Annotated in this window: 10 protein-coding genes; 8 read left to right on the forward strand and 2 right to left on the reverse strand. The window is 53.4% G+C overall.

What is annotated here, in order from left to right:
• The first annotated feature begins 133 nt into the window (after nucleotides 1–133).
• Nucleotides 134–688: an RNA polymerase sigma factor gene (locus ACS5NO_RS08390; protein WP_439414719.1), complete on the forward strand. Its 555-nt coding sequence runs from the start codon at nucleotides 134–136 to the stop codon at nucleotides 686–688.
• A gap of 97 nt (nucleotides 689–785) precedes the next feature.
• Complete coding sequence (locus ACS5NO_RS08395) at nucleotides 786–1481, forward strand: hypothetical protein (RefSeq protein ID WP_439414720.1); 696 nt, start codon at nucleotides 786–788, stop codon at nucleotides 1479–1481.
• Here ACS5NO_RS08395 and ACS5NO_RS08400 read toward each other — a convergent pair.
• Nucleotides 1478–4264, reverse strand: a complete 2787-nt coding sequence (locus tag ACS5NO_RS08400) for a CHAT domain-containing protein (RefSeq protein ID WP_439414721.1) — start codon at nucleotides 4262–4264, stop codon at nucleotides 1478–1480. The genes ACS5NO_RS08395 and ACS5NO_RS08400 overlap by 4 nt on opposite strands.
• 65 nt (nucleotides 4265–4329) lie before the next feature.
• On the opposite strand from ACS5NO_RS08400, the gene ACS5NO_RS08405 reads away from it, so the two are divergent.
• From ACS5NO_RS08405 to ACS5NO_RS08415, 3 genes are all read left to right on the forward strand, one after another.
• Nucleotides 4330–7914, forward strand: coding sequence for a tetratricopeptide repeat protein (locus tag ACS5NO_RS08405; protein ID WP_439414722.1), 3585 nt, complete (start codon nucleotides 4330–4332; stop codon nucleotides 7912–7914).
• Between the two features lie 88 nt (nucleotides 7915–8002).
• Nucleotides 8003–11488 (forward strand): tetratricopeptide repeat protein, encoded by a 3486-nt coding sequence (locus ACS5NO_RS08410; protein ID WP_439414723.1) that lies wholly within the window; start codon nucleotides 8003–8005, stop codon nucleotides 11486–11488.
• A gap of 103 nt (nucleotides 11489–11591) precedes the next feature.
• Nucleotides 11592–13655, forward strand: coding sequence for a caspase family protein (locus ACS5NO_RS08415; protein ID WP_439414724.1), 2064 nt, complete (start codon nucleotides 11592–11594; stop codon nucleotides 13653–13655).
• A 27-nt stretch (nucleotides 13656–13682) separates the two neighbouring features.
• Here the strand turns inward: ACS5NO_RS08415 and ACS5NO_RS08420 are convergent, their stop codons facing one another.
• Nucleotides 13683–15425 carry a DUF885 family protein gene (locus ACS5NO_RS08420; protein ID WP_439414725.1) on the reverse strand — a complete coding sequence of 581 codons (1743 nt, stop codon included), beginning with the start codon at nucleotides 15423–15425 and terminating at the stop codon, nucleotides 13683–13685.
• A 136-nt stretch (nucleotides 15426–15561) separates the two neighbouring features.
• Here ACS5NO_RS08420 and ACS5NO_RS08425 point away from each other — a divergent pair, with 136 nt between their 5' ends.
• The 3 genes from ACS5NO_RS08425 (at nucleotide 15562) to ACS5NO_RS08435 (ending at nucleotide 21327) form a co-directional block, all read left to right on the forward strand.
• Nucleotides 15562–17751, forward strand: a complete 2190-nt coding sequence (locus ACS5NO_RS08425; RefSeq protein ID WP_439414726.1) for a M28 family peptidase — start codon at nucleotides 15562–15564, stop codon at nucleotides 17749–17751.
• Between the two features lie 77 nt (nucleotides 17752–17828).
• Nucleotides 17829–19313, forward strand: coding sequence for a glycoside hydrolase family 32 protein (locus ACS5NO_RS08430; RefSeq protein ID WP_439414727.1), 1485 nt, complete (start codon nucleotides 17829–17831; stop codon nucleotides 19311–19313).
• A gap of 79 nt (nucleotides 19314–19392) precedes the next feature.
• Nucleotides 19393–21327, forward strand: coding sequence for a glycoside hydrolase family 2 protein (locus tag ACS5NO_RS08435; protein WP_439414728.1), 1935 nt, complete (start codon nucleotides 19393–19395; stop codon nucleotides 21325–21327).
• Nucleotides 21328–21337 lie beyond the last annotated feature (10 nt).

Below are 21337 nucleotides of genomic sequence, written 5' to 3' on the forward strand. Positions count from 1 at the left end.
CGCTAAAAGCTTTCGAAGCAGGGTTTCAAGGGTGTATGCCCGGCTCCGAAAAAAAAATCACAACCCACCTGAAAAAAATGTTACATTCCTCGGCAATTGCGGAATATGGGTATGAAACCTGATCCGCTTCCGCATGACCAGCCAGGACCAAAAGCTCTACGAAGACCTTTGCTCAGACGAATCGCGCCAATTGGCCGGTGCGATCCGCCAGTTGACCCGGCGGGTCAAAGTGATTGCCCGGCGGATTGTGCTGGGCAATAGTGGAACCCATTCGGATATCGATGATGTGGTGCAGGACACGGTGGTGGCCGTTTGGCAGCAGATCCGCTCGGGCAGTTATCAGGTTCGGCACGGTATACCGTTGGATGCGTATTCAGCCAGCATTGTGCGGAATAAATGGTTGAGAACGCTGCAAAAGCGGTCGGTTGTCGTACCGGGCGATCTCAAGGATTTACGAACCGATGACGGATTGACCGAGCACCCTAAGCTCTCCGATCTGGAAGAGGCTCTGGCGCGGCTGGGTCAGGCCTGCCAGCGGTTACTCAAACTTTTTTACTGGGAGGGCTATTCCATGGAGGAAATTGCCCGCCTGCTGGAGATCACGATGGAAGCGGCTAAAGTGCGGAAATACCGCTGTATGCTGCGGCTGGGTGAAATCCTGCGCAAAAAAAACGGTCGGGCTGAGTGATTTGCCCGTACCCAAACCGTTCTGATACCGAACGGATGATTGACTAAAAACACCAGGAGCATGGGCTTCGGCCCGCTCCCTACAAACCACATCTGTTATGCGACCAACCGATCAAGTACAACAATGGGAATGGATCGAAGCCTACTACCAGAACAAATTACCGACTGCCGAGCGGCTGGTTTTTGAACAGGAACTGGCCCGCGATGCCGACTTCCGGGAAACCGCCCTGCGGCTGCAAACTGCCGACCAGGCCCTGCGGATCTTAAGTTTGGAACATACCGTTCGGAAAACCGTCCGGCACGAATTGGCGCATCGTCGGCCACTCCGCCGGTGGCGGCTGGGGCGGGTCGTGGTGAGCGGGATGGTTTTGATCGGGTTGGGACTGGCTTACCTGACTTTCGACCGGGTTGATCTGCAAAGCTACCGCGACGACGTGACGCTGACCCAACGCTACCGGGCGTCGGGCGACGATTTGCAGGAGACCGACCTGACCTCCCGGCAGCGGGCGTTTTACCGCGACTTTTTCGATGCGCAGGCGTTTCTGGCCAACGGACAACCCGAAATGGCCATTCCCTCGCTGGAGACGCTGTCGCGGGCCGACAGCCTGCGGCCGTATTTCCGGCAGGCGGTGCAGTGGCACCTGCTGAACGCGTATCTTCTGAACAACCAGCCCGACAATGCCGATGCGACGTTTCAGTTGCTCGACCAGTCAGGGGAGCCGGTGTATCCCATCAATCGAACCGATCGCTGGAAGGTCTGGTGGCAAATTCGCTGGAAAAAACTGGCACCTTAGCGTAATCGATAGTAACGATACAGTATATACGTAACAAAACCCAGAAAAACCGTAATGCCCATCCCCAGCCAGCCCCAGGGCCACCCGGACGGGCCGGGGTAAACGGGCTGGTGGTTGCCCATCAGGATCAGGTGAGCCCAAAAATGCGGTGGGGTAAATGCGCCGGCCGTCGCCTGCATCGTCAGAAACCGGAGCTTGGCCTGTTGCAAGGCTACATCCGTCGGTTGGCCGCGCCGGAGTTCTTCATAAAACAGTCGTGTCAGGGTCGCCGTGGTACCGTCGTTGGCATTCCAGAGCGAGGTGATCACCTGCGGGCAACCGGCAGAAGCGAAAGCCCGGCTGAGGCTCAGGAGTCCTTCGCCCTCGTGGAATTGGCCGCTTCCGGTGCGGCAGGCACTCAGCACCGCCAACCGGATGTGCCGCAAATCCAGTAAATCCAGTTCGTGGGCATAGAGCCGGTGCGACGAATCGGCGGGGAAAAACGCGATGTTGGAATTACCGGGGTCGGTATCGCTGGCTTCGGCATGGGTGGCCAGGTGCAGCAACTGGTGCTGGGGAAGCAGGGCCAGAAAAGTGCTTTTGCTGGCGTTGTTTGCCGTTGAATGGGTTCCCGACAACACCTCGGCTTCAACATCTGACCCCGCCAGGGGTTCGTAGCCCCATTGCCGAACGGTTGCCAGGGCGGTTTTTGTTACGGCAAATGGCGCCATACTCAACACCGATGGATTCCCTTCCGGGGGAGATCCCTGGCCTTCGGCTACCCGGTTCATCGCGTACGCATAGGTGATGGCAGCATGGCGCAGCAGGTAGTCATCAGGCCGAAGGCCCGTTTCCAGCACCTCGAAGGGAACGTAGTGCAATGGCCCGTCGCGCACGATCATCAATCGGCTGATGCCTTGTAAATCCGTCCAGACGGGACCCAGCAGCCCCTCGAACAAGGCCCGCGCTGTGGCCTGACCGGCATACTGAAACGGGTCGGGATTGCGGTAGGCTTCGCGCCGGAGGAGGCCACTTAGCCGGTTCAGGTCGGCTCCGCTAATGGGCAACATTTGCACCCGAACCGAGTTTGCCTTCACCACCGTCAGCAGCAGCGAGTCGGGCGTGAGGCTGTACTGTAAGATGGCGGTTTGGCGATCCAGGCGGCTTTGTAATTTTGGCAGTTCAAGGGGCTTGGCCAGAGCATGGCGGTTGTAAGGCTGGAGTTTCTGGTAGGCGCGGCTCCAGGCCAGTTCGGCGTTGACCAGATCAGGATCAATGGATTGCGGTATACCCGCCTGATTGCGTTCGACCCAGGCGGTTTTGGCTTCCGATAACCGGCTTTTGGTCTGTTGCAGGGCTTCAATCAGGTGCGAGGGCGCGTTTGCATACGGTTTTTGCAATGTTTGGAACAGTTCGTGCAAAACCGACGCGTTGCCCTGTTCCTGCCGGTGCAACAAGGTTGCGAGTGTGGCGGGGCCGGGCTGCTGTCGGTAACGGGCGTAGGCGACGGCGACGGCTTCGCGGTAGGCTGGGCGGAGTTTTTCCTGCACAAATAATTTAGTCACTTCCGAACTGTAGGACCCCTGCAACAACTCGCTGAGGGCGAAGGCCCGCTCGAAAGTTTGGTCGGCCAGGTGCAGGTGGTTGGGTATTTCTCCCGCCGATCGGAGCAAGCGGGCTTTCTGACAGAGCGATTCGAAGAGGTCAGGTCCATTTAAAAAATCACCGGGGGCGGGATTCTGGCTCAGGTTGGTGCTTTGAAACCGGATGCTGGCCTGCTGGATAGCCCGCTGGGCAAAAGCCAGTGCGCCGGGCAGGTCGTTCTGCTGCCGAGCAATCCGACTCATCGCCATCAGACCACGCCACAGTAACCGGTACGATGCCTCCAGCCGTTGGCTCATTATCAACGACTGGGCAAACAAACCCTTTGCCCTGACTAGCTGGTTTTTTTGTTCCCAGTACTTACCCAGCGACTGATTGAGGTAAACAGCCAGTTCGGCTCCATCGGCTCCCGCCCGTCGTACGCATTGCTTCGCTTCACGCACGAACAGCAAGATCGAATCGGTTCGCTTTTGGTGTAATCGACACTCAATCAGGCCCAGGAGTAGCCATCCGCGCGTGAGATCCGGAGCGGTGTAATGTCGTAGCGAGGCTCTAAAGAGTGAGTCAGCACGAATAGACTGACCGACCTGCCGGTAAAAAAGTGCGAACTGATTTTCAGCAATGGCCAAACGGGCTGGGGTATTTAGGCTACCCAGCAATAATAGTCGTTTCTGAAAGCATCGCTCCGCCTGTTGGTAATCGCCCTGCTCCATATACGTAGCACCCCGGTTTCCCCAGAAAGCCGCCACATGCGTCCGGGTTTCGCGTTCGAGGGCTGGGCGGGTCGTTAGAAGGGCATCGGCGCGTTGCCAGAACCAGGCAAGCGAGTCAGGTCGGTCGCGCCGGTGGTACAACTCGCCTAAGCTGGCCCAGAGTTTAAACCGGGTACTGTCGGCCAGCGGGCTAAGTTGAAGACCGGCCCGGCAAATCGTGGTCGACTGCTGGTAGTTGTCGTACATCACGTTATACACCGTGGCTTCGTCCACGCGGATGTTGGCGGCAAGGTCGGCTTGTTTGTGCCGGAGCGCCAGTTGCCGCGCTTGCCCGAAGAGCCGGAGGGCTTTGGCAGGCTCGGTGCGGTAGATGGCGTTGCCCTCCCGTTGCAGAGCCTCTGCCGACTGCGCCAGGGCAGGGAGCATCCCCAGCGGGGCAAGTAAAAGCAGCAGCCAGGCTCGGAGCGGCAGAAAAGAATGGCGGATCAAAAAAAAACGGGTTTTGATGTTACTATTTCACCGAATTAGCGAATATAGATGAAATTCCTGTTTGTATGCCAACACTTTCTCTGTCAGGTCGATTCGGACTATTTTTTTTGTTGCTACCGCTGCTGGTGCAGGCTCAGATTGACCCGCCCATTCCATCTGCTCCAAATTTGCGTAATGCTGCTGGACAACGTGTAGGTAATTGGGTTATTACTTATACGAAAACCTGGAAAGAAACAGCTCTGCCGGACAGTATCGCTTATTATCGTCTAATTTCTTTTAACAAAGCGGGCAAGCCCATCGGTATAACCCGTGATTTTTACCGTTCTGGTTCAAAGCAGTGGGAAGGGAAAATGGTTCAAATAATCCCAGAGGAAATAATGGAGGGGATTTGTATCTGGTATTATCCGAATGGAAACCGGAGCAGACTTTCAACTATTTACTTGAAGAAAGAACAAGACACTACCTACACCTGGTATCCCAGTGGTGGTCCGAGTTCAGTTATTTCCTATAAAAATGGGTTAATGGAAGGGCTGGCACAAGTTTGGAATAAAGATGGTGTAAATCATAAATTCTGGTTTGAAAAGGGACGACGCGTGGATTTGGATACGCTAACCTCGCAATTAACCACTTTAGTAAACAGGCGTCTCTTCTTGAGCGCAGTACCCGTCGCTGAGAAAATTCTGGATGTCCGTCTTAGAACAGTTGGTAAGATGAATGCTGACTATGCCGCTGATCTAAATAACCTCGCTTTATCGTATGAGCAAACCGGACAGTTTAACAAAGCTTTGCCATTGTATAAAGAGTCTCTGAAAATTCAGGAGCAACTGTCGGGAAAACTTCATCCGAATTACGCGATGATCCTGACAAATATAGCTGCGCTCGCCCGGAGTATGGGTCAATATCAAGAAGCGCTGACGTTCGCGACGGAAGCGTTAGAAATCAGATATAAAAATTTTGGCAAGGAGCATATTGACTATGCCACTACCCTGAATTTAGTAGCTGTAATAAACGTTAACCTGGATAATTATAAGAAAGGGATCGGATTAGCAGAAGAATCTCTGGCTATTGTGAAGCGCGTAGCGGGAAAAGACAGCCTTGTTTTGGCTAGTGCAATGGGTAATCTGGCCGGCATTTATGTCAAGACGTATCAATTTGAAAAAGCAACAGATCTCTACGAAAATGCCCGGATAATTATTAAAAGTAAACTTGGGCAAAATCATATCAACTATGCAGTTTCGCTGTTTAATTTGGCGAAGATGCACGTAGAGATGGGACAATATGAGAAAGTTTTGCCATTTTATCTGGAATCCTTATCTATTGTTGAAACCTCATTAGGGAAATTAAGTAATAGGTATGCTGATGTGCTGTTTAATTTGGCTGATTTTTATCAAATCATCGGTCAGAATGAAAAAGCTATTCCAATTTTAAAGGAATGTTTAACGATTAGGGAAAGAGCGTTAAGTAAATTACATCCTGACTATGCTATGGTGCTAGCAGATTTGGGCTTACTGCAAGGATACATGGGGCAAGATGATGAATCGTTGCATCTTTTTGAGGATTTTCGCACACTCGCAAAAAACATACCCGATCTGTCCAATAGTTTTCAGTACACATTAGCGCTGATAAAATTTGTTATGTTATTTCAAGCCTATGGTTATTACGAAGAAACCGTGCCTGTATTGAAAGAGGCCCTTCCTATTATTGTAAAAGTGGTGGGTAAGGGCCATCCGCTTTACGCTGAGACATTGAGAATTATAGGTACTTCGTATGTTATGTTAGGTGAATTTGAAAAAGCAAGAATAAATTTTGAAGAGTCGAAAAATATTCTTGAAAAAGCAGTAGATAGGGCTCATCCAACTTACATTAGTTCGCTCCTTCGTTTGGCATTGGTATATAAATCAATGGAACAATACGAGCTAGCGATCCCAATGATTTTAGAAGCACAGCAGCGATATAAAGTTCAGCTTCTTCAAAACGTATATATGCTCAATGAGTCAGGATTGGTTCAGTTTCAAGAAAAACTTGATTTTTCAGAAGCGGTTTACTCCCTCGGATTTGAATCACCTAAAAAGAATACGGTTCTACTCGGACAAAATTATAACGACGCCCTACTTAGCAAAGGCATGGGCCTAATGGCTTCTCAATTACTGAATACTCTCCTCACTCAAACCAAAGACAGTGTAACCATCCGTATTGATAGTCAACTCAGAAGTACCAAAATAATTCTAAACCGCCAGCTCACACTAACCTTAACCAAGCAACAGGGCGTAGATTCGCTCCAGCGTAAAGCCGCCGACTTAGAGCAGCAACTCGTTTTGCGTTTGCCCGAATACGGCCAGGCCTTCACTTCCTTGCGCATAGAATGGCCCCAGATTCAGCAAGCTCTCAAACCCGATGAAGCTGCCATCGAGTTCGTTTCCTTTCGATATTACCATAAACGCCCGACCGACAGCACCCTTTATGCCGCTCTGGTGCTGCGACCCGGTTACACCCAACCCAAGTTCGTGTTTCTGGGCGAGCAAAGACAATTTGATCAATTGCTCACTGCCGGAACCGCATCTCCTTCCGACATCAATGGGTTGTACCGGGGCGGTGTGGCCGAAACCGGCAACGGTAGCGCTCAATTAGGAAAAGGACTCGCCCTTTCGCGACTCATCTGGCAACCGCTCGATTCCCTCTTACAGGGCGTCAAAACCGTATTTGTCTCCCCCGCCGGACGACTGCACCAGATTGCGCTGGCAGCCCTGCCCAACCCCGCCGACACCAGCCAGCGCATGGCCGATCGCTTCCAGATTCGGCAGGTGGGCAGCACCCGCGTGGTAGCCCTGCGTACAGCCCAAACCGAGCAGCCGCTGGCTAAAAATACCCTCAAAACCAGTCTCTACGGCGGCATTACCTACGATGCCGACAGTGTGGGGCTGGTTCGGCAGACCCGTCTGAAGGAGGTGCAACAACGACTGGCCCTGCGCGAAGCGACCCGCTCCGGCACCTGGGATTATTTGCCCGGCACCCAGGCCGAAGTGGATAACCTGCGCCGGATACTGCCCGCTACTCAAACTACTTACCTAACCAAAGAAACTGCTACGGAAGGCAGTGTAAAAGCGTTGTCGGGTCACTCGCCGAAAATCCTGCACATTGCCACCCACGGTTTTTTCTTTCCCGATCTGCCCAAACCCAAAGCCGACGGAATAGCGCTCGTTAGTGACGAACGCAACCGGTTTCAGTTTTCGGAGAATCCGTTGTTGCGGTCGGGGCTGGTGATGGCCGGAGCCAACTACGTCTGGAAAGGAGGCACCCCCATCGAGGGCGTCGATGACGGAATTCTGACGGCTTACGAACTGTCGAATCTGAACCTGCGTGGCACCGAACTGGTGGTGCTGAGTGCCTGCGAAACGGGGCTGGGGCAGGTGAAGGGCAGTGAGGGCGTTTATGGCCTGCAACGGGCTGTGAAAATGGCCGGAGCGCGGTATCTGCTGATGAGCCTGTGGCGGGTGTCTGACAAAGAAACCGCGGAATACATGACCCTGTTTTACCAAAATTTACTCGAAAAAGGCTCTGTTCCCGCAGCCTATGACTATGCCCAAGGCCAGATGCGGAGCCGGTATCCAAAGGAACCTTTCAAGTGGGCGGCTTTTGTGCTGGTGGAGTAATGCGTCTGGTTCAGCGTAAAATCAATTTTGTGGTTTTGTTACTTTTTAAGCATCAACGGAATAATCAAAAAAGACCAGCATCTGCGCTATGCTCACCCGACTTCCTCTGCTCCTTCAATCCTTCATTTTTTGGCTCTTGATTACTACCGTCTTCGCCCAACCGCCAGCCACCAACCGGGGCGGCAAGGCCGAGACGACTCAGACAGCATCTGGCGTCGGCACGACGGCCTACGGCGTGGTGGTGGGAATTTCGACCTACCAGTTCCTGCCGTCGCTGCGGTTTGCGGACCGGGATGCGCTCGTTTTTGCCGATTACCTCGTCCGGTCGGCGGGCGTACCCGCGTCGCAGGTCGAGACGCTGACCAACCGGCAGGCTACGTTGATCAACCTGACCGACGCCCTGACAACGGTCAAAAAAAAGGTGAAAACCGGTGATCGGGTGTATGTCTATTTTGCCGGACACGGTGACATCGAAACCCGAACCGACAGTGCCGAAAACGCCATGCTGATGCTCTACGGAGCTTCTCGCCAGGACTATAATGCAACGTTTGACAAGTGTTATCTGCGGGAGATGAAACGCTGGCTCGACGAACTAACCGCAGCCGGGGCCGAGGTGGTGTTTGTGGCCGATGCCTGCCGGTCGGGGGCGTTTGCGCTGATGGGCGGAAGTGTGGGCCAAAGCCGGACGATGCTGGGTCTGGGCAAGGAGTGGGCGGGGCAGGTCAAAATCCTGTCCTGTGAGCCGGGTGAACTGGCCATCGAAGGGGTTGAATTCGGCAATGGCCGGGGGCTGTTTTCCTACTGCCTGGTCGATGGCCTGATGGGCATGGCCGACAGCGACAAGGATCGTATCGTCACCAAATCGGAACTGGAGGTATACCTGAAAACCACCGTGCCCAAAACCGCCCGACCCCACGTCCAGCATCCGGAACTGCTGGGTGGCGAGGGCGATATGTCCATCGGAACCGTCAATTCTGACTCGCTTCGGGTTTATCAACAGCGTAAAACCCGCGACTATTCCCTGCTGACGGCCACGCAAACCAAGGGCTTTGAAGCCGACCTGCTCCGGGGACTCGACTCGACCACACAGCGGGTCTATAAGCAGTTTGAGCAGGCCCTCACTGCCCGGCATCTGCTGCACCCCGCCGGGCAGTCGGCACGGGATTACCTGCGGCAACTGCCCGCCCGCAACAATGCTAAATTGCGGGGTCTGATGACGCGAAACCTGGTGGCGGCACTGCAAGTCCGCACGGAAGGGTTGCTACGACCGCTGTTGCAGAAGATTAAGGAGGAATTTAAAACTTCAATACCAATCGCACAACTTGACTCCGCCATCACTGAAATGGATACATCCATTGTACTGCTGGGGAAGGGGCACAACTTGATTCAGAACCTCACCGCCCGAAGACTGTTTTTGGAAGGAAAACGGCTACTAACGACCAAACGGGAACGTTTCGAATTTAACGATAGTCTGAGCCACATAGCAATGGCTCGATTGCGTGAGTCGATCCGGCTGGAGCCAAATATGCCTTATACTTACTGGGAAATGAGTTCGGCCAATCTGATATTGGGTCAGTTAGATTCAATGATGTTTTACCTCGAAAAATGCCTTGAGTTAGTACCCAATAGTACTACAGTATGGAGGTTACTTGGCCAACAATATCAATTTCGGAATCAACTACAAAAAGCCCAGACTTACTTTGAACACTCCCGTCAAATAGACCCCAATGACTTAGAAATACAAGCCCGTTTGGCCGAAATCTTCCACCTGTTAGGTAACGAAAAACAGGTAGAGATTTATCGAAAAAAAGCTTTGGCCGAATATCAACGACAAAGTAGTGGGAAGGCCAAGCGAGAAATAATGCTGGGCTTGGCAGATCTCCTCCAAAGTACTGGCCAACATGATAAAGCTATCAATTTATTACGAAACTTGCTCAAGACTGATTCGACCGATGCGGAAGTGTATTTTTACCTTTTTACAGTTTTTTTTAATCAGAAAAAACTAAATGAAAGCATAACGGCAATTGAAAAGTTCATTCATTTATACCCAGCTTTTGGGTTGGCTCATTCTTTTCGGGGTTTTGCGTACCACGAACGGTATCGAATAACAAAGCAACCTGCCGATTTGCGTCAGGCGAATGAGAGTGCCGAAGAAAGTCTGCGTTTCAATCCTGGAAATTTCTTTGGACTGGTAGTGCGGTGTGGGGTTGAGGTTGAACGCCAAAACTACCGGGCTGCTTTACCATTTGCTCAGCGAGCAGTTAGGGTTAACCCATCCCTTGTTGAGCCACACTTCCTTTTGGGGGCAATTAGCTTCATGTTGGGAGACACTATACAGGCTTGGATTAGTTTGACTCGTGCTGATTCGATGAAATATAAAAAAGCAAATATTTATCCATATTATGGCATGCTCTATGAAGCCCGCAAAAACTATGCAGAAGCTGAACGATATTACCGTATAGCTGATACGCTGAAACCTAATATTCCAAGAACTTTGGCTGGATTGATGAGGAGTTTAGCGTTTCAACAGAAAAACCTGGACGAAATACTATCGCTCTGCCAACGCCTTCAAAAATTTACGCCTGCCGATGAGGATGCATGGACAGTCGCCGGGTATCTCTATTATCGGCAGAAAAAATATGCAGAAGCACTTCCCGCTTTTTCTGAAGCTTTTCGGCTGAATCCTAAAAATACGAAAACGCTGAAAATGATTGATGAAATCTCCAGGCTTACCAAGCAATATAAACCGGCCGCAGAAGCTTACCAACGGGCTTCCGATTTGGACAGCATGAACGTTGATTACGCCTTTATGGCCGCTAAATTATACTTCTATGATGGCTACAATCTGAGCAAACCAGACCTGGTTTTTGAGATGGCCAGTCGCGTAATCGCTGTCGACACAATTGCTTATCCCGTAGCCGCCCGTCGCGATTCTGTCGTAAGGGCCCGGCTAGCGACAACTTATGGCATGTTAGGAAAAGTTTTATTTGTCCGGAAACAGCATCTACAATCCATTCTTTGGAATAGGAAAGCGATAACTGAACAACCTGAAAGCAAGTTCAACGATTATTATTTGTCCCAGATTGGATTGGCCTACATCGATTTAAATCAACCCGCCAAAGCCATCTCCTCTTTCCGGGAAGCCATTCGATTAAAGCCCAAGGATATCAGTTATCGTTTACAGTTAATGGTGGCTTTGGTCCGATCGGGTGATGCCGTCGCAGGTGAAACCGAAGCCAGAGCCGCGTTGCGCCTGGACTCCGTCAACGTGCGGGCTACGCAGACCTTAGCCGTTGCCCTCTTGCGCCAAAACCGGTATGCCGAAGCCTGGCAGTGGGGGCAGCGGCTCGAAAAAATAGCCACGGTCAACCTGTGGGAAGCGCCCTATTTCTACGCCCGCTGGTTTGCCCGGCAAGGCAATACAAAAGAAGCGTTACCCCACTTGGAGAAAGCCTTTAAACAAGGCTTCGGCACCGATGCCAGCGTCATTCTGACCAATCCCGATTTTGATCCCATCAAACCGGACACCGGGTTTATGAACTTGATGCGAACCTATTGCCCGGAAAAGAAATAAAACCGCTACTCTTAACCCATTTCGGCCGTTCGCACCTGTTACTTTTTGCCCGGTTTTCGGGATAACCTACTGAATACGTTCTTTCAACCTAAGTCTTTTTTCTATGGATCTTCGTCAATTTATCCCGTATTCGGTTCTGGCGGTTTTAGCTGCGTTGGTGCTGGCTACAACGCCCGCGCTGGCCCAGACCAAACGCGCCCTCATTGTTGCCATTGGCGACTACCCGAACGAAACCAACAAAAACCGGGGCAACACCGACTGGCCGGATATCAATTCGGCCAACGATGTGTTGCTGATTCAGGGCGCGCTGAAACGGCAAAATTTTACGGACATCGTTGTGCTGCGCGACGCCCAAGCGACCCGGAAAGGTATTCTGGCGGCCGTAGACACCCTGATTGCCCATAGCCAGAAAGGGGATATTGCGGTCATTCATTTCTCCAGCCACGGCCAGCAGATTAATGATAATGACAGCGATGAACTGGATGCCCTCGACGAAGCCATTGTGTGTTACGGCGCACCGAGCGATACGACCGGTCAATTTGCAGCGTACGACGGAAGCCAGCACCTGCGCGATGAAGATCTGGGCGAATCCATCAACCGCCTTCGTACCAAACTGGGGGCCGATGGCGACGTCCTGCTGATTGCCGATGCCTGTCATTCCGGCACCATTACGCGCGGAAACGATGGCCCGTTCCTCTTGCGAGGCAACAAAAAGCCGATGTATCTGGCAAATCATAAAACCAAAACCGCCCCGCCGGTTGTGCAAAAACCGCGTCCATTTTTGGCTGCGACTTACAACCGCCCCGCCAGCCCGACTGGTATGGCACCCTACGTCGTGATCTCGGCGGCCCGGGCCAATGAAGTCAATCAGGAATGCATTACAGCGACCAAAATGCCCGCCGGATCACTCTCCTACGCTTTCACCCGGTCGATGACGAACCTTCGGCCGGGGGAGACCTACCGGTTATTATTCAACCGGATTGTTACGGAGTTGCTGCGCATGGGCAAGAGTCAGCACCCCGAAGTGGAAGGGGATGTGGACCGGCAACTGTTTGGGGGGCAGGTGGTGGAGCAGCAACCCTATTACACCCTGAGCGAAGTGACTGAAAACCGGCGCCAGTTGACCATTCCGGCGGGGCGGTTGGAAATGATTTATCCCGGAACAACCGTCCGCGTTTGCCCCGCCGGAACCCAAAATCCCGCGATGGCAACGAAGGCGGTTTCGGGCACCGTAACGACCGGTACGCTGTTTTCGACGACCATCAACCTGGCCAAACCGCTTCCTCCGGGTCTGGAGAGTGAATACTGGGTGTTTCTGCAGGAACGGACTTTCGGCGATCTAACGGTTCGGGTTAGTCTCGACAGCCTGCAGCGACCCGCCTTGCGGCAACAGATGCAGGCTTCATTGGCTAAACTGCCGCTGGTGAAATTTGACCGGACGACGCCCGACTTGCAACTCTGCCAGCGCGATTCCGCGGGATTTTCGCGGGTGGCCGTGCAGCGAATGTCTGACGGAACGCAATTTGGCGACTTAATAAGGCTGAACGAACCGGGCGGAGCAGAGAGGGTGAGTCTCCGGATTCAGGATTATGTACAGGCCAAATTTCTGCAAAATTTCAATCCGTCATATCCCGGTATCGACGTTCGGATGGAAATCCTTCCCAACAAACCCCAAAGCCGCGACGCCAACGATACCACCAGCCGGGAGCCGTTTCTTCAGAATGGGTTGCTGGCGTTGCCGCCGGGTTGGATCTCGGTGCGGATGTTCAATGCCGGTGATTTACCGGTTTATTATTCCGTGATCGACATTCAACCCGACGGCATCGTGTCGGTTATTTTTCCCCGACCGAACACACCCGATACGCCCGACCAATACCGACTCGAGCCGAAGCAAAGCCTGATCATTCCGAGCCGTGTGGCAATTTCTGCGCCCTACGGAAGCGAAACGTTCAAAGTGCTGGCATCCCTCGAAAAATTTGACTTGCGTAATGTGATTAAAATGCGCGAACGAGGCAATTTGAGCATGCGGGGCGTCAACAATGTGCTGGAACTCCTGTTTGGTCGGGCTCAGGTGATGGCCCGGTCGTCCGTTGCCGAAACCGGGTTCCCCGAAACCACCATCGGATCATTTAGCTACCCTTTCCTGATTGTTCCGAAAAAACCGTAAGACTGTCTGTCTGAACCACAAAACCGTTTACTTCCCGTCTTTCTCATAAAACCGCCAGGAGGTCTTGAAATCTTTGCTCAGTTTCTGATTGGTCAGAATGGCCCGGATCATTTCGACCGGCATGGCGTTGAGCTGCAAAATGGCGTCGTGGAATTGCTTGTAGGTCATCTTTTTACTGTCCACAAATTCCTTTTTCAGGCCGTAAAACTGAAAACCGCCCGTCATGTAAGCCAGTTGGTAGAGCGGGGGATAACCGCCCACGAACGACCGGCGCACTTCGCCCTCGGCATTAGCCCGCTCGTGGCCAACCCGGTCCACCAGAAAGTCAATGCACTGCTGCGGGGACCATTTGCCGAGGTGGTAATTGAGCGAAAAAATGATGCGGGCGCAGCGGTGCATCCGCCAGAACAGCATCCCGATCTGGTCTTCGGGCGACTGCGGAAACTGCATGTCCCACAGAATCATTTCCCAGTACAAGGCCCAGCCCTCCGTCCAGAAGGGTGTGTCGAAATTGCGGTAGGTCTTATAGCGGTTGTTCATAAACCCCTGGAGATGGTGTCCGGCAATCAGTTCGTGGTGAACCGTCGAGCGCGAAAAGTGCGGATTGTTGCCCCGCATACTCATCAGCTTATCCTCGTGTTCCATGGTGTTCGTTGGATACGAAATCAGGATGGATTCGCCCCCCAGAAAGAACGGTGACACCTTCTGCCGGGCGGCTGCCATCATGTTCATTCGCCAGGTTTCTTCGGCGATGGGCGGAATGGTCACCAGATCATTTTTTTTCAGGAACGCAATCGACTCATCGTACAGTCGTAAGATCAGTTCGGGCTGTTTACCGGCCGGAACGGCGGTATTTTTGACTTTTTCCTGAGCGGCTTTCCAGTCTGTACCAAATCCCATTTCCTGCGAAGCTTTCAGCAACTCCCGGTCGCACCACGCAAATTCGCGGTTGGCAATGTCGACCAGTTCTTCCGGCGAATACGGAATGAGTTCAAACTGAAGCTGCCGTAGCAATTCTTCACGGCCCACTGCAATGCCTGAAATACCGCTGCCGTCGTCTTTGGTCGGCGCGGCCTCCCTGACTTTTTTGGTCAGCAAAGCCGTATACGTCGTCAGCAAGCTGTCGGTTTTTCGATACGGTTCGGGCACCCACCAGCTAAATTGCGGGTCGTAGGCGTTGTAGAACGTAAAGACGCTTTTTAGGGCAGCCTGCAAGCCTTTGGCGGTTCCTTCGGCGCGTCGGGCCTGCGCCGGTTCAATCTTCTCGGTTTTCTCAACCACCTTCCGAACCGTGATGATCTGTTTTCCAATGGCGTTCAGGTCCGCAGCCACCTGCTCGGCCACCAGCGGCATTCCCCGCCGACGGAGTTTTTCCAGCGTGTAGATTTTGTCGGCAAACGGAAACCAGTCTTTGGTCTGGTTAATCTCCCGTTCTTCGTCCGCTAATTCCTGAAGCGCTTTCTTCAGGTTTCGTTGAAACAGCAGGTAATCCACCCGGCTGTCGGTGCTCATCCGGTCAAAATCCAGTTGCTGCAATTGCCGGAGGTAATCGGTATGAAACGTCTTGAAACGCTCCCGCCGTTCGGGCGAATTTTCAAGGGTGTAAAACCGGCTGAGACTGCCCCGATCGGCTTCATAGTTCGTCAGCAGATGATGAACATCGCTCGTTTGCCGGTATAATCCGCTCGCCGGATTCGGTTGAGCGAATGCCACCAGTGGGCCGACAAAAAGCAGGAAGGAAAGGAAGGAACGGGTAAACGGTGGTTTCATGGGCGGTTTCATCGGTGGTTTCAATTCACTAAAGTAGTTATTGTATAATAAAAACCGGAAAATATTCGGCCAAAAACGATTTTTGCCAACTATTCTGTAACTTTTAGGCCTGTTAACCTGAACAACCTGCTCATCTATGAAACACAACTCCGTTTACTCAGTGCTTTGGCTGGCGTTGAGCCTGACCGCGGCACAGGCCCAAAAATTTACCGGTTTTACCCCCGCTCGTCAGGCCACTGAGGAAAAAGCGGAAGCCGAATTCAAGAAACACCAGTCGTCGGCAGCTTTTAAAAAGCACCTCGAAATGCTGAGCAGTGTGCCCCACGTGGCCGGAACGCCTGAAAATGAGAAGGTTCGGGATTACATTGCCGAAACCATGCGGAAAGCGGGCTGGCAGGTCGATATTTACCCGCACGACATTTATTTACCCAAAGGTCCGGGCGAAATTGCCGTCGAACTGGTAGAACCCATTCGCCAGCCGCTGAACATTCGGGAGTATCTTTTTGCGGAGGACAAATACGCCAAAGACCCGCGCCTGATGCCGGGCTGGAACGCCTATTCCGGTTCGGGTGACGTCACGGCGGAAATCGTTTACGCCAACTACGGTCGCAAGGAAGACTTCGAGCAACTGAAGGCGATGGGCATTTCGGTGCAGGGGAAAATCGTCATGGCGCGTTATGGCGGTAATTTCCGGGGCTACAAAGCCCTGTTTGCCCAGGCCGCCGGAGCTGCCGGGGTGATCATTTATACCGATCCGGCCGACAACGGCTACACCAAAGGCTTGACGTTTCCGGAAGGACCACAACCCAGTGAAAGCGTTATTCAGCGCGGATCATTGCTGACGGTTCCGTATACCGGTGACCCACTGACGCCCGGCGAACCCGCGTTGCCGATCGACGGAAAAACCAAAATCAAACGGCTCGATCCGAAGGATGTTGCCCTGCACACCATTCCGGTGACGCCCATTCCGTACGGGTCGGCCACCGAAATTCTGAAACGCATGACGGGCAGCAAAGCCGTTCCGACGGGCTGGCAGGGCGGTTTGCCGTTTACGTATCGGCTGGAAGGCGGTTCGGCCCTGAAAGTGCGGCTGATGGTGAAGCAGGAAAAAGCCATCACCCGAATTTATGAAGTGGTCGGGACGATGGTCGGAACGGAATTTCCCGACGAATGGATCATTGCCGGGTGCCATTACGACGCCTGGTCGTTCGGAGCCACCGATCCCAACAGCGGTACGGCGATGTTGCTGAGTCTGACCGAATCGTTGGGCAAACTGGCAAAAACCGGTCAAAAGCCCCGGCGAACGATCAAAATAGCGCACTGGGATGCCGAAGAGTTCGGCGTTATCGGCTCGGCGGAATGGGCGGAGCAGTTTCGGGATGAACTGACGCAGAAAGCCGTTGCCTACATGAATTATGATGCCGCCGTGTCGGGCCGGAATTTTGGGGCCAGCGCGTCGCCGTCCCTGAAAAAGATTCTGATTGAAGCCACGCAGGCTGTTCAATATCCTGATTCCAACAAAACCGTCTATGAGCATTGGCTGGGGCAGGGCGGTCGCCGGGGTGGCAGCACCGTTGACATTGCCTCATCGGCACCGGCTACGGTCGTCAACGAGCCGGTCATCGGCAACCTGGGCGGTGGTTCAGATCACATTGCGCCCTACATGCACGTCGGCATTCCGTCGCTGAACGCCGGAACGGGTGGGCCGACGCTCTACCATTCGTCCTACGACGACCTGTTTTTCTACGATAAATTTGCCGATCCGACTTACAAAATGGGGCCGATGGTGGAGCAGGTGGTGGGAACCATGACGCTGCGGCTGGCCAATGCCGACGTGCTGCCCTATGATCTGGTGCGCTACGCCAACGATCTGTCGACGCATTTGAAAGCCGCCGAAAAAGCCATCAAAGCGTATTCGCCGACCTATTCCATCGAACCGTTGCTGACAGCGGTGGTCGATCTGAAAAAGAATGCCGAAGCGGCCGAAACCGCCCGCCAGAATTATTTACAGGCGGGTCGCACCGATAAACTGGCGGAACTGAACAAAACCATGCGCCAACTGGAACAGTCGTTCATCGACCCCAAAGGCATGGCGTTCGGGTCGTGGTATCGCTCATTGTATGCTTCTTCAGATCCGAACAGCGGGTATGCGTCGTGGATGCTGCCGGGCCTGCTCTACGAAGCGTCGCTGAAATCGACCGCCAACCTGCCCGATCTGGAATCCCGCTACAAGAAAGCCATCCAAACCCTGAGCGACCGGTTGGGAACGCTGGTGGAAGGCATGGCTTCGGGCAATCCGGCGACCCTGGGCGGAGGGAAAAAATAGCGGTTTTTGGTACCTTCGGGCAGTTGAGGAGATTTTTGATTGCCCGAAGGCATCTGCCACTAACCCGACCCGTTACCATGACCTTTTTCAGTGTTCGAACCGTGATTCTTATCGGTTCATTTTGTGCGTCTTTCGTTGGATTTGCCCAAAACCAACCCATTATTCTCCGAAACCAGCGGGAGCTGTTTGTCGACGATTACCTGATCGACACACGCACCAACCTGGAACTGCGTCTGGGAACTCCGGTTTCGGCCGGAAAAGTGCTGCAATTTACCGAACCCTGGGAAGGACAGTTTTGTACGTACGTGTCCGTTGTGAACGCCGGTGACCGCTTTCAGCTATATTACCGGGGGCTGGCCGGCTATGAAGGCAAAGGTGATCAGCAGGTTACGTGTTACGCTGAAAGTCAGGACGGTATTCACTGGATGAAACCGAAACTGAAGCTTTTCAAGGTGAACGGCACGCTGGAGAACAACGTGGTGCTGGGCGACAATCCTCAGCGGAGTACGCATAATCTGGCGGTGCTTTACGACAACCGGCCCGGTGTTCCGGCCGACGAACGGTACAAAGCTGTTGGCGGAGAGTCGAACACCAAAATTCCGTCCAGCGGGCTGTTCCGGTATGTTTCGCCGGATGGCATTCACTGGAAACGCTACGCCAGGGATACCGCGGCTTTGTTCCATGATTATGCACTGGACTCCCAGAATGTACTGACGTGGGTGCCTGAGGAAAAAGTTTACGCTATCTACCTCCGCGCCTGGACGGGTGGAAAACCGGGTGAACTGTATCCCATTGGCGGCATTCGGTCCATTGCCCGGTCCACGTCCCGCGATTTCATCCATTGGTCAAAACCGGAAATGATGACCTTCGGCGACACCGCACGGGAACATCTGTACACCAACACCACACAACCCTATTTCAGAGCACCCCAGCTTCTGATTTCCATGCCTTTCCGCTTTTCACCCCAGTTAAAAGTGCTTTCGGATGCACAGTTGATCGAAAACGGGACTGACAAAACCCAGTGGAAGGGCGTTGCCGATGGCGTTTTTATGACTTCCAGGGGCGGAACAGTTTACAACCGGAAATTCATGGAGTCGTTTGTCCGGCCGGGTTCCGAGCAGAAAAACTGGGGAGCGCGGAGTAACATTCCGGCGATGGGCGTCATTGCAACCGGTCCAGCCGAAATGTCATTTTTCGTCACCCGGGCCTACGGCACCAAGGCGGTTTTTCTGGAGCGCATGACCCTGCGTACGGACGGTTTTGCTTCCCTGCATGGCGGTTATACAGAAGGAAGCGTCGTGACGAAACCGCTTGTTCTTCAGGGAAATAACCTGGTCGCTAATTACGCAACTTCGTCGGTGGGTTACGTGAAAGTGGCGGTTTTGGATGATAATGGCAAGGCCATTGCCGGTTTTGAAGAGTCGGAATTGTTGGTCGGCGATCAAATCGATGGCCTGGTAAGCTGGAAAAACGGCAAAACCGTCAAAGAACTGGGCGATCGGAAAATTCGGTTGAAATTCATCGTTCGGGATGCTGATCTGTATTCCTTCGCCATCCGTTGACCCGGCGGGCATTGCTTGTCCGGCGAATGTCTGAGCAACGGAAAGTATTCTATCTTTGCAGATCAACTTCCTGAATCCCATGAAACACCTGATTCGACACACGTTCGACCGTGTCACGTATTGTCTATTCTTCGCAACGCTTCTCCTTCCGTCCGTTCGGGCGCAAACCAACGCCACCGGTCCGGCCACGGCGGCCATTCTGAGTCGCTGGGAAAAGCAGGTGACGCCCGAAAACGCCTGGCGCGACTACCCCCGACCGCAATTGGTGCGGGCCAACTGGCAGAACCTGAACGGAATGTGGGAATACGCCATCCGGCCCAAAACCGAAGGCCAGCCCGCCACTTTCGACGGGCAAATTCTGGTGCCCTTCTGCGTGGAATCGACGCTTTCGAAAGTAACGAAATCACTCAAATCGGACCAACGGCTGTGGTATCGCCGGAATGTGACGATCCCCACCGACTGGAACGGGCAGCGGGTGTTGCTGCACTTCGGCGCGGTGGATTACGAATGCAATCTGTGGGTCAACGGCGGTTTGGTTGGATCACATGTCGGCGGTTCGGATGCGTTTGAATTTGACATTACGGACTTTCTGAAAGCCGGTCAGAATCAACTGGTTCTGGGCGTGACGGACCCCACCACCGACGGCGAACAACCGCGCGGCAAGCAGGTTTTTAATCCGAACGGCATCTGGTATACGCCGGTGTCGGGCATTTGGCAAACCGTCTGGCTCGAACCGGTTCCCAACCCGGCTTACATTGAGGAAGTTCAGCTCACCCCGGACCTGGATTCCAGCCGGTTGCGGGTGGAAGTGCTGCTAAACCGGCCCCTCACCAACCCAACGAGCGCGATCCGGTTGACGGCGCTGGACGGAACCCAAACCGTTGCGAGCCTTCTGGTTCGGTCGGGACGGGTGGCCTATTTGCCCATCAAAAACCCCAAGGTCTGGTCGCCCGACAGTCCGTTTCTCTACAATTTCAAGGCGGAACTGGTGACGGTGAAAGACCCCTTTCCCGGAACCGAAAACCGCCACCGTCCGCGCCACAACGACGCCGAGCGGTCGGCTTATGCCAAAGCCGAGGTAACGGGCAATGCCGTTGATGCCGTGACGAGTTATTTCGCGATGCGGAAAATGTCGATGGGGCCGGGCAAGATCGCCGGGCAGCCCATGATGTTGCTGAACAACAAGCCGGTTTTTCAAAACGGCCCGCTCGATCAGGGCTGGTGGCCGGGGAGTTTGCTGACTCCTCCGTCGGACGAAGCCATGATTTTTGAGCTGGATTTTCTGAAAAAATCCGGTTTCAATATGCTGCGGAAACACATCAAGGTGGAACCCGACCGGTATTATTACCACTGCGACCGGCTGGGTTTGCTGGTCTGGCAGGATATGCCGTCCGGTTTTTTGAGCGGACAGGACATGGGTCGTCAGGAGGTCGTCGAACCGTTGCGCCGGTCGAAAGGCAAAGAGCAGTTTGAACTGGAACTACGCCGGATGATGAACCGGCTGCACAATCACCCGAGCATTGTGACCTGGGTCGTACACAACGAAGGCTGGGGGCAGTACGACAACGTTCGGCTGGCGGATTGGGTGAAGGCACTCGATCCCAGTCGGTTGGTGAATGCCGCCAGCGGCTGGTCGGACCTGGGCGCGGGCGATTTTTTCGACATTCATACGTATGAAGAAGTGCCGAATATTCCGGAGCCCAAAAAAGACCGCGTCATTGTCGTTGGTGAGTTCGGAGGCATCGGCTGGCCGATTACCGGGCATTTGTGGGACCCCAAAAAACGGAACTGGGGATATCAGACGTATCAAGATAAAGATGCGGTTTTGAAGGCGTATCGCACCAAATACGCCAAAATGGTGGAGATGTACCAGAAAAATGGCGTTTCCGCAGCGGTGTATACCCAGACGACGGATGTGGAAGGCGAGGTCAATGGTCTGCTGACGTACGACCGGGAAATTATCAAGATTCCGGTTGAAACGCTGCGGGAAATCCACGCGCCCCTGTTCAAATAAAGGCGGTTTT

The sequence above is a fragment of the Larkinella fluvii genome (genome assembly GCF_051857545.1).
Taxonomy (GTDB): Bacteria; Bacteroidota; Bacteroidia; order Cytophagales; family Spirosomataceae; genus Larkinella.

Excerpts from the sequence above, each read along its gene's own strand:
- ACS5NO_RS08430 (WP_439414727.1), top strand. The coding sequence starts at position 17,829 with ATGACCTTTTTCAGTGTTCGAACCGTGATTCTTATCGGTTCATTTTGT.
- ACS5NO_RS08425 (WP_439414726.1), top strand. The coding sequence starts at position 15,562 with ATGAAACACAACTCCGTTTACTCAGTGCTTTGGCTGGCGTTGAGCCTG.
- ACS5NO_RS08435 (WP_439414728.1), top strand. The coding sequence starts at position 19,393 with ATGAAACACCTGATTCGACACACGTTCGACCGTGTCACGTATTGTCTA.
- ACS5NO_RS08410 (WP_439414723.1), top strand. The coding sequence starts at position 8,003 with ATGCTCACCCGACTTCCTCTGCTCCTTCAATCCTTCATTTTTTGGCTC.
- ACS5NO_RS08420 (WP_439414725.1), bottom strand. The coding sequence starts at position 15,425 with ATGAAACCACCGTTTACCCGTTCCTTCCTTTCCTTCCTGCTTTTTGTC.
- ACS5NO_RS08390 (WP_439414719.1), top strand. The coding sequence starts at position 134 with ATGACCAGCCAGGACCAAAAGCTCTACGAAGACCTTTGCTCAGACGAA.
- ACS5NO_RS08395 (WP_439414720.1), top strand. The coding sequence starts at position 786 with ATGCGACCAACCGATCAAGTACAACAATGGGAATGGATCGAAGCCTAC.
- ACS5NO_RS08415 (WP_439414724.1), top strand. The coding sequence starts at position 11,592 with ATGGATCTTCGTCAATTTATCCCGTATTCGGTTCTGGCGGTTTTAGCT.
- ACS5NO_RS08405 (WP_439414722.1), top strand. The coding sequence starts at position 4,330 with ATGCCAACACTTTCTCTGTCAGGTCGATTCGGACTATTTTTTTTGTTG.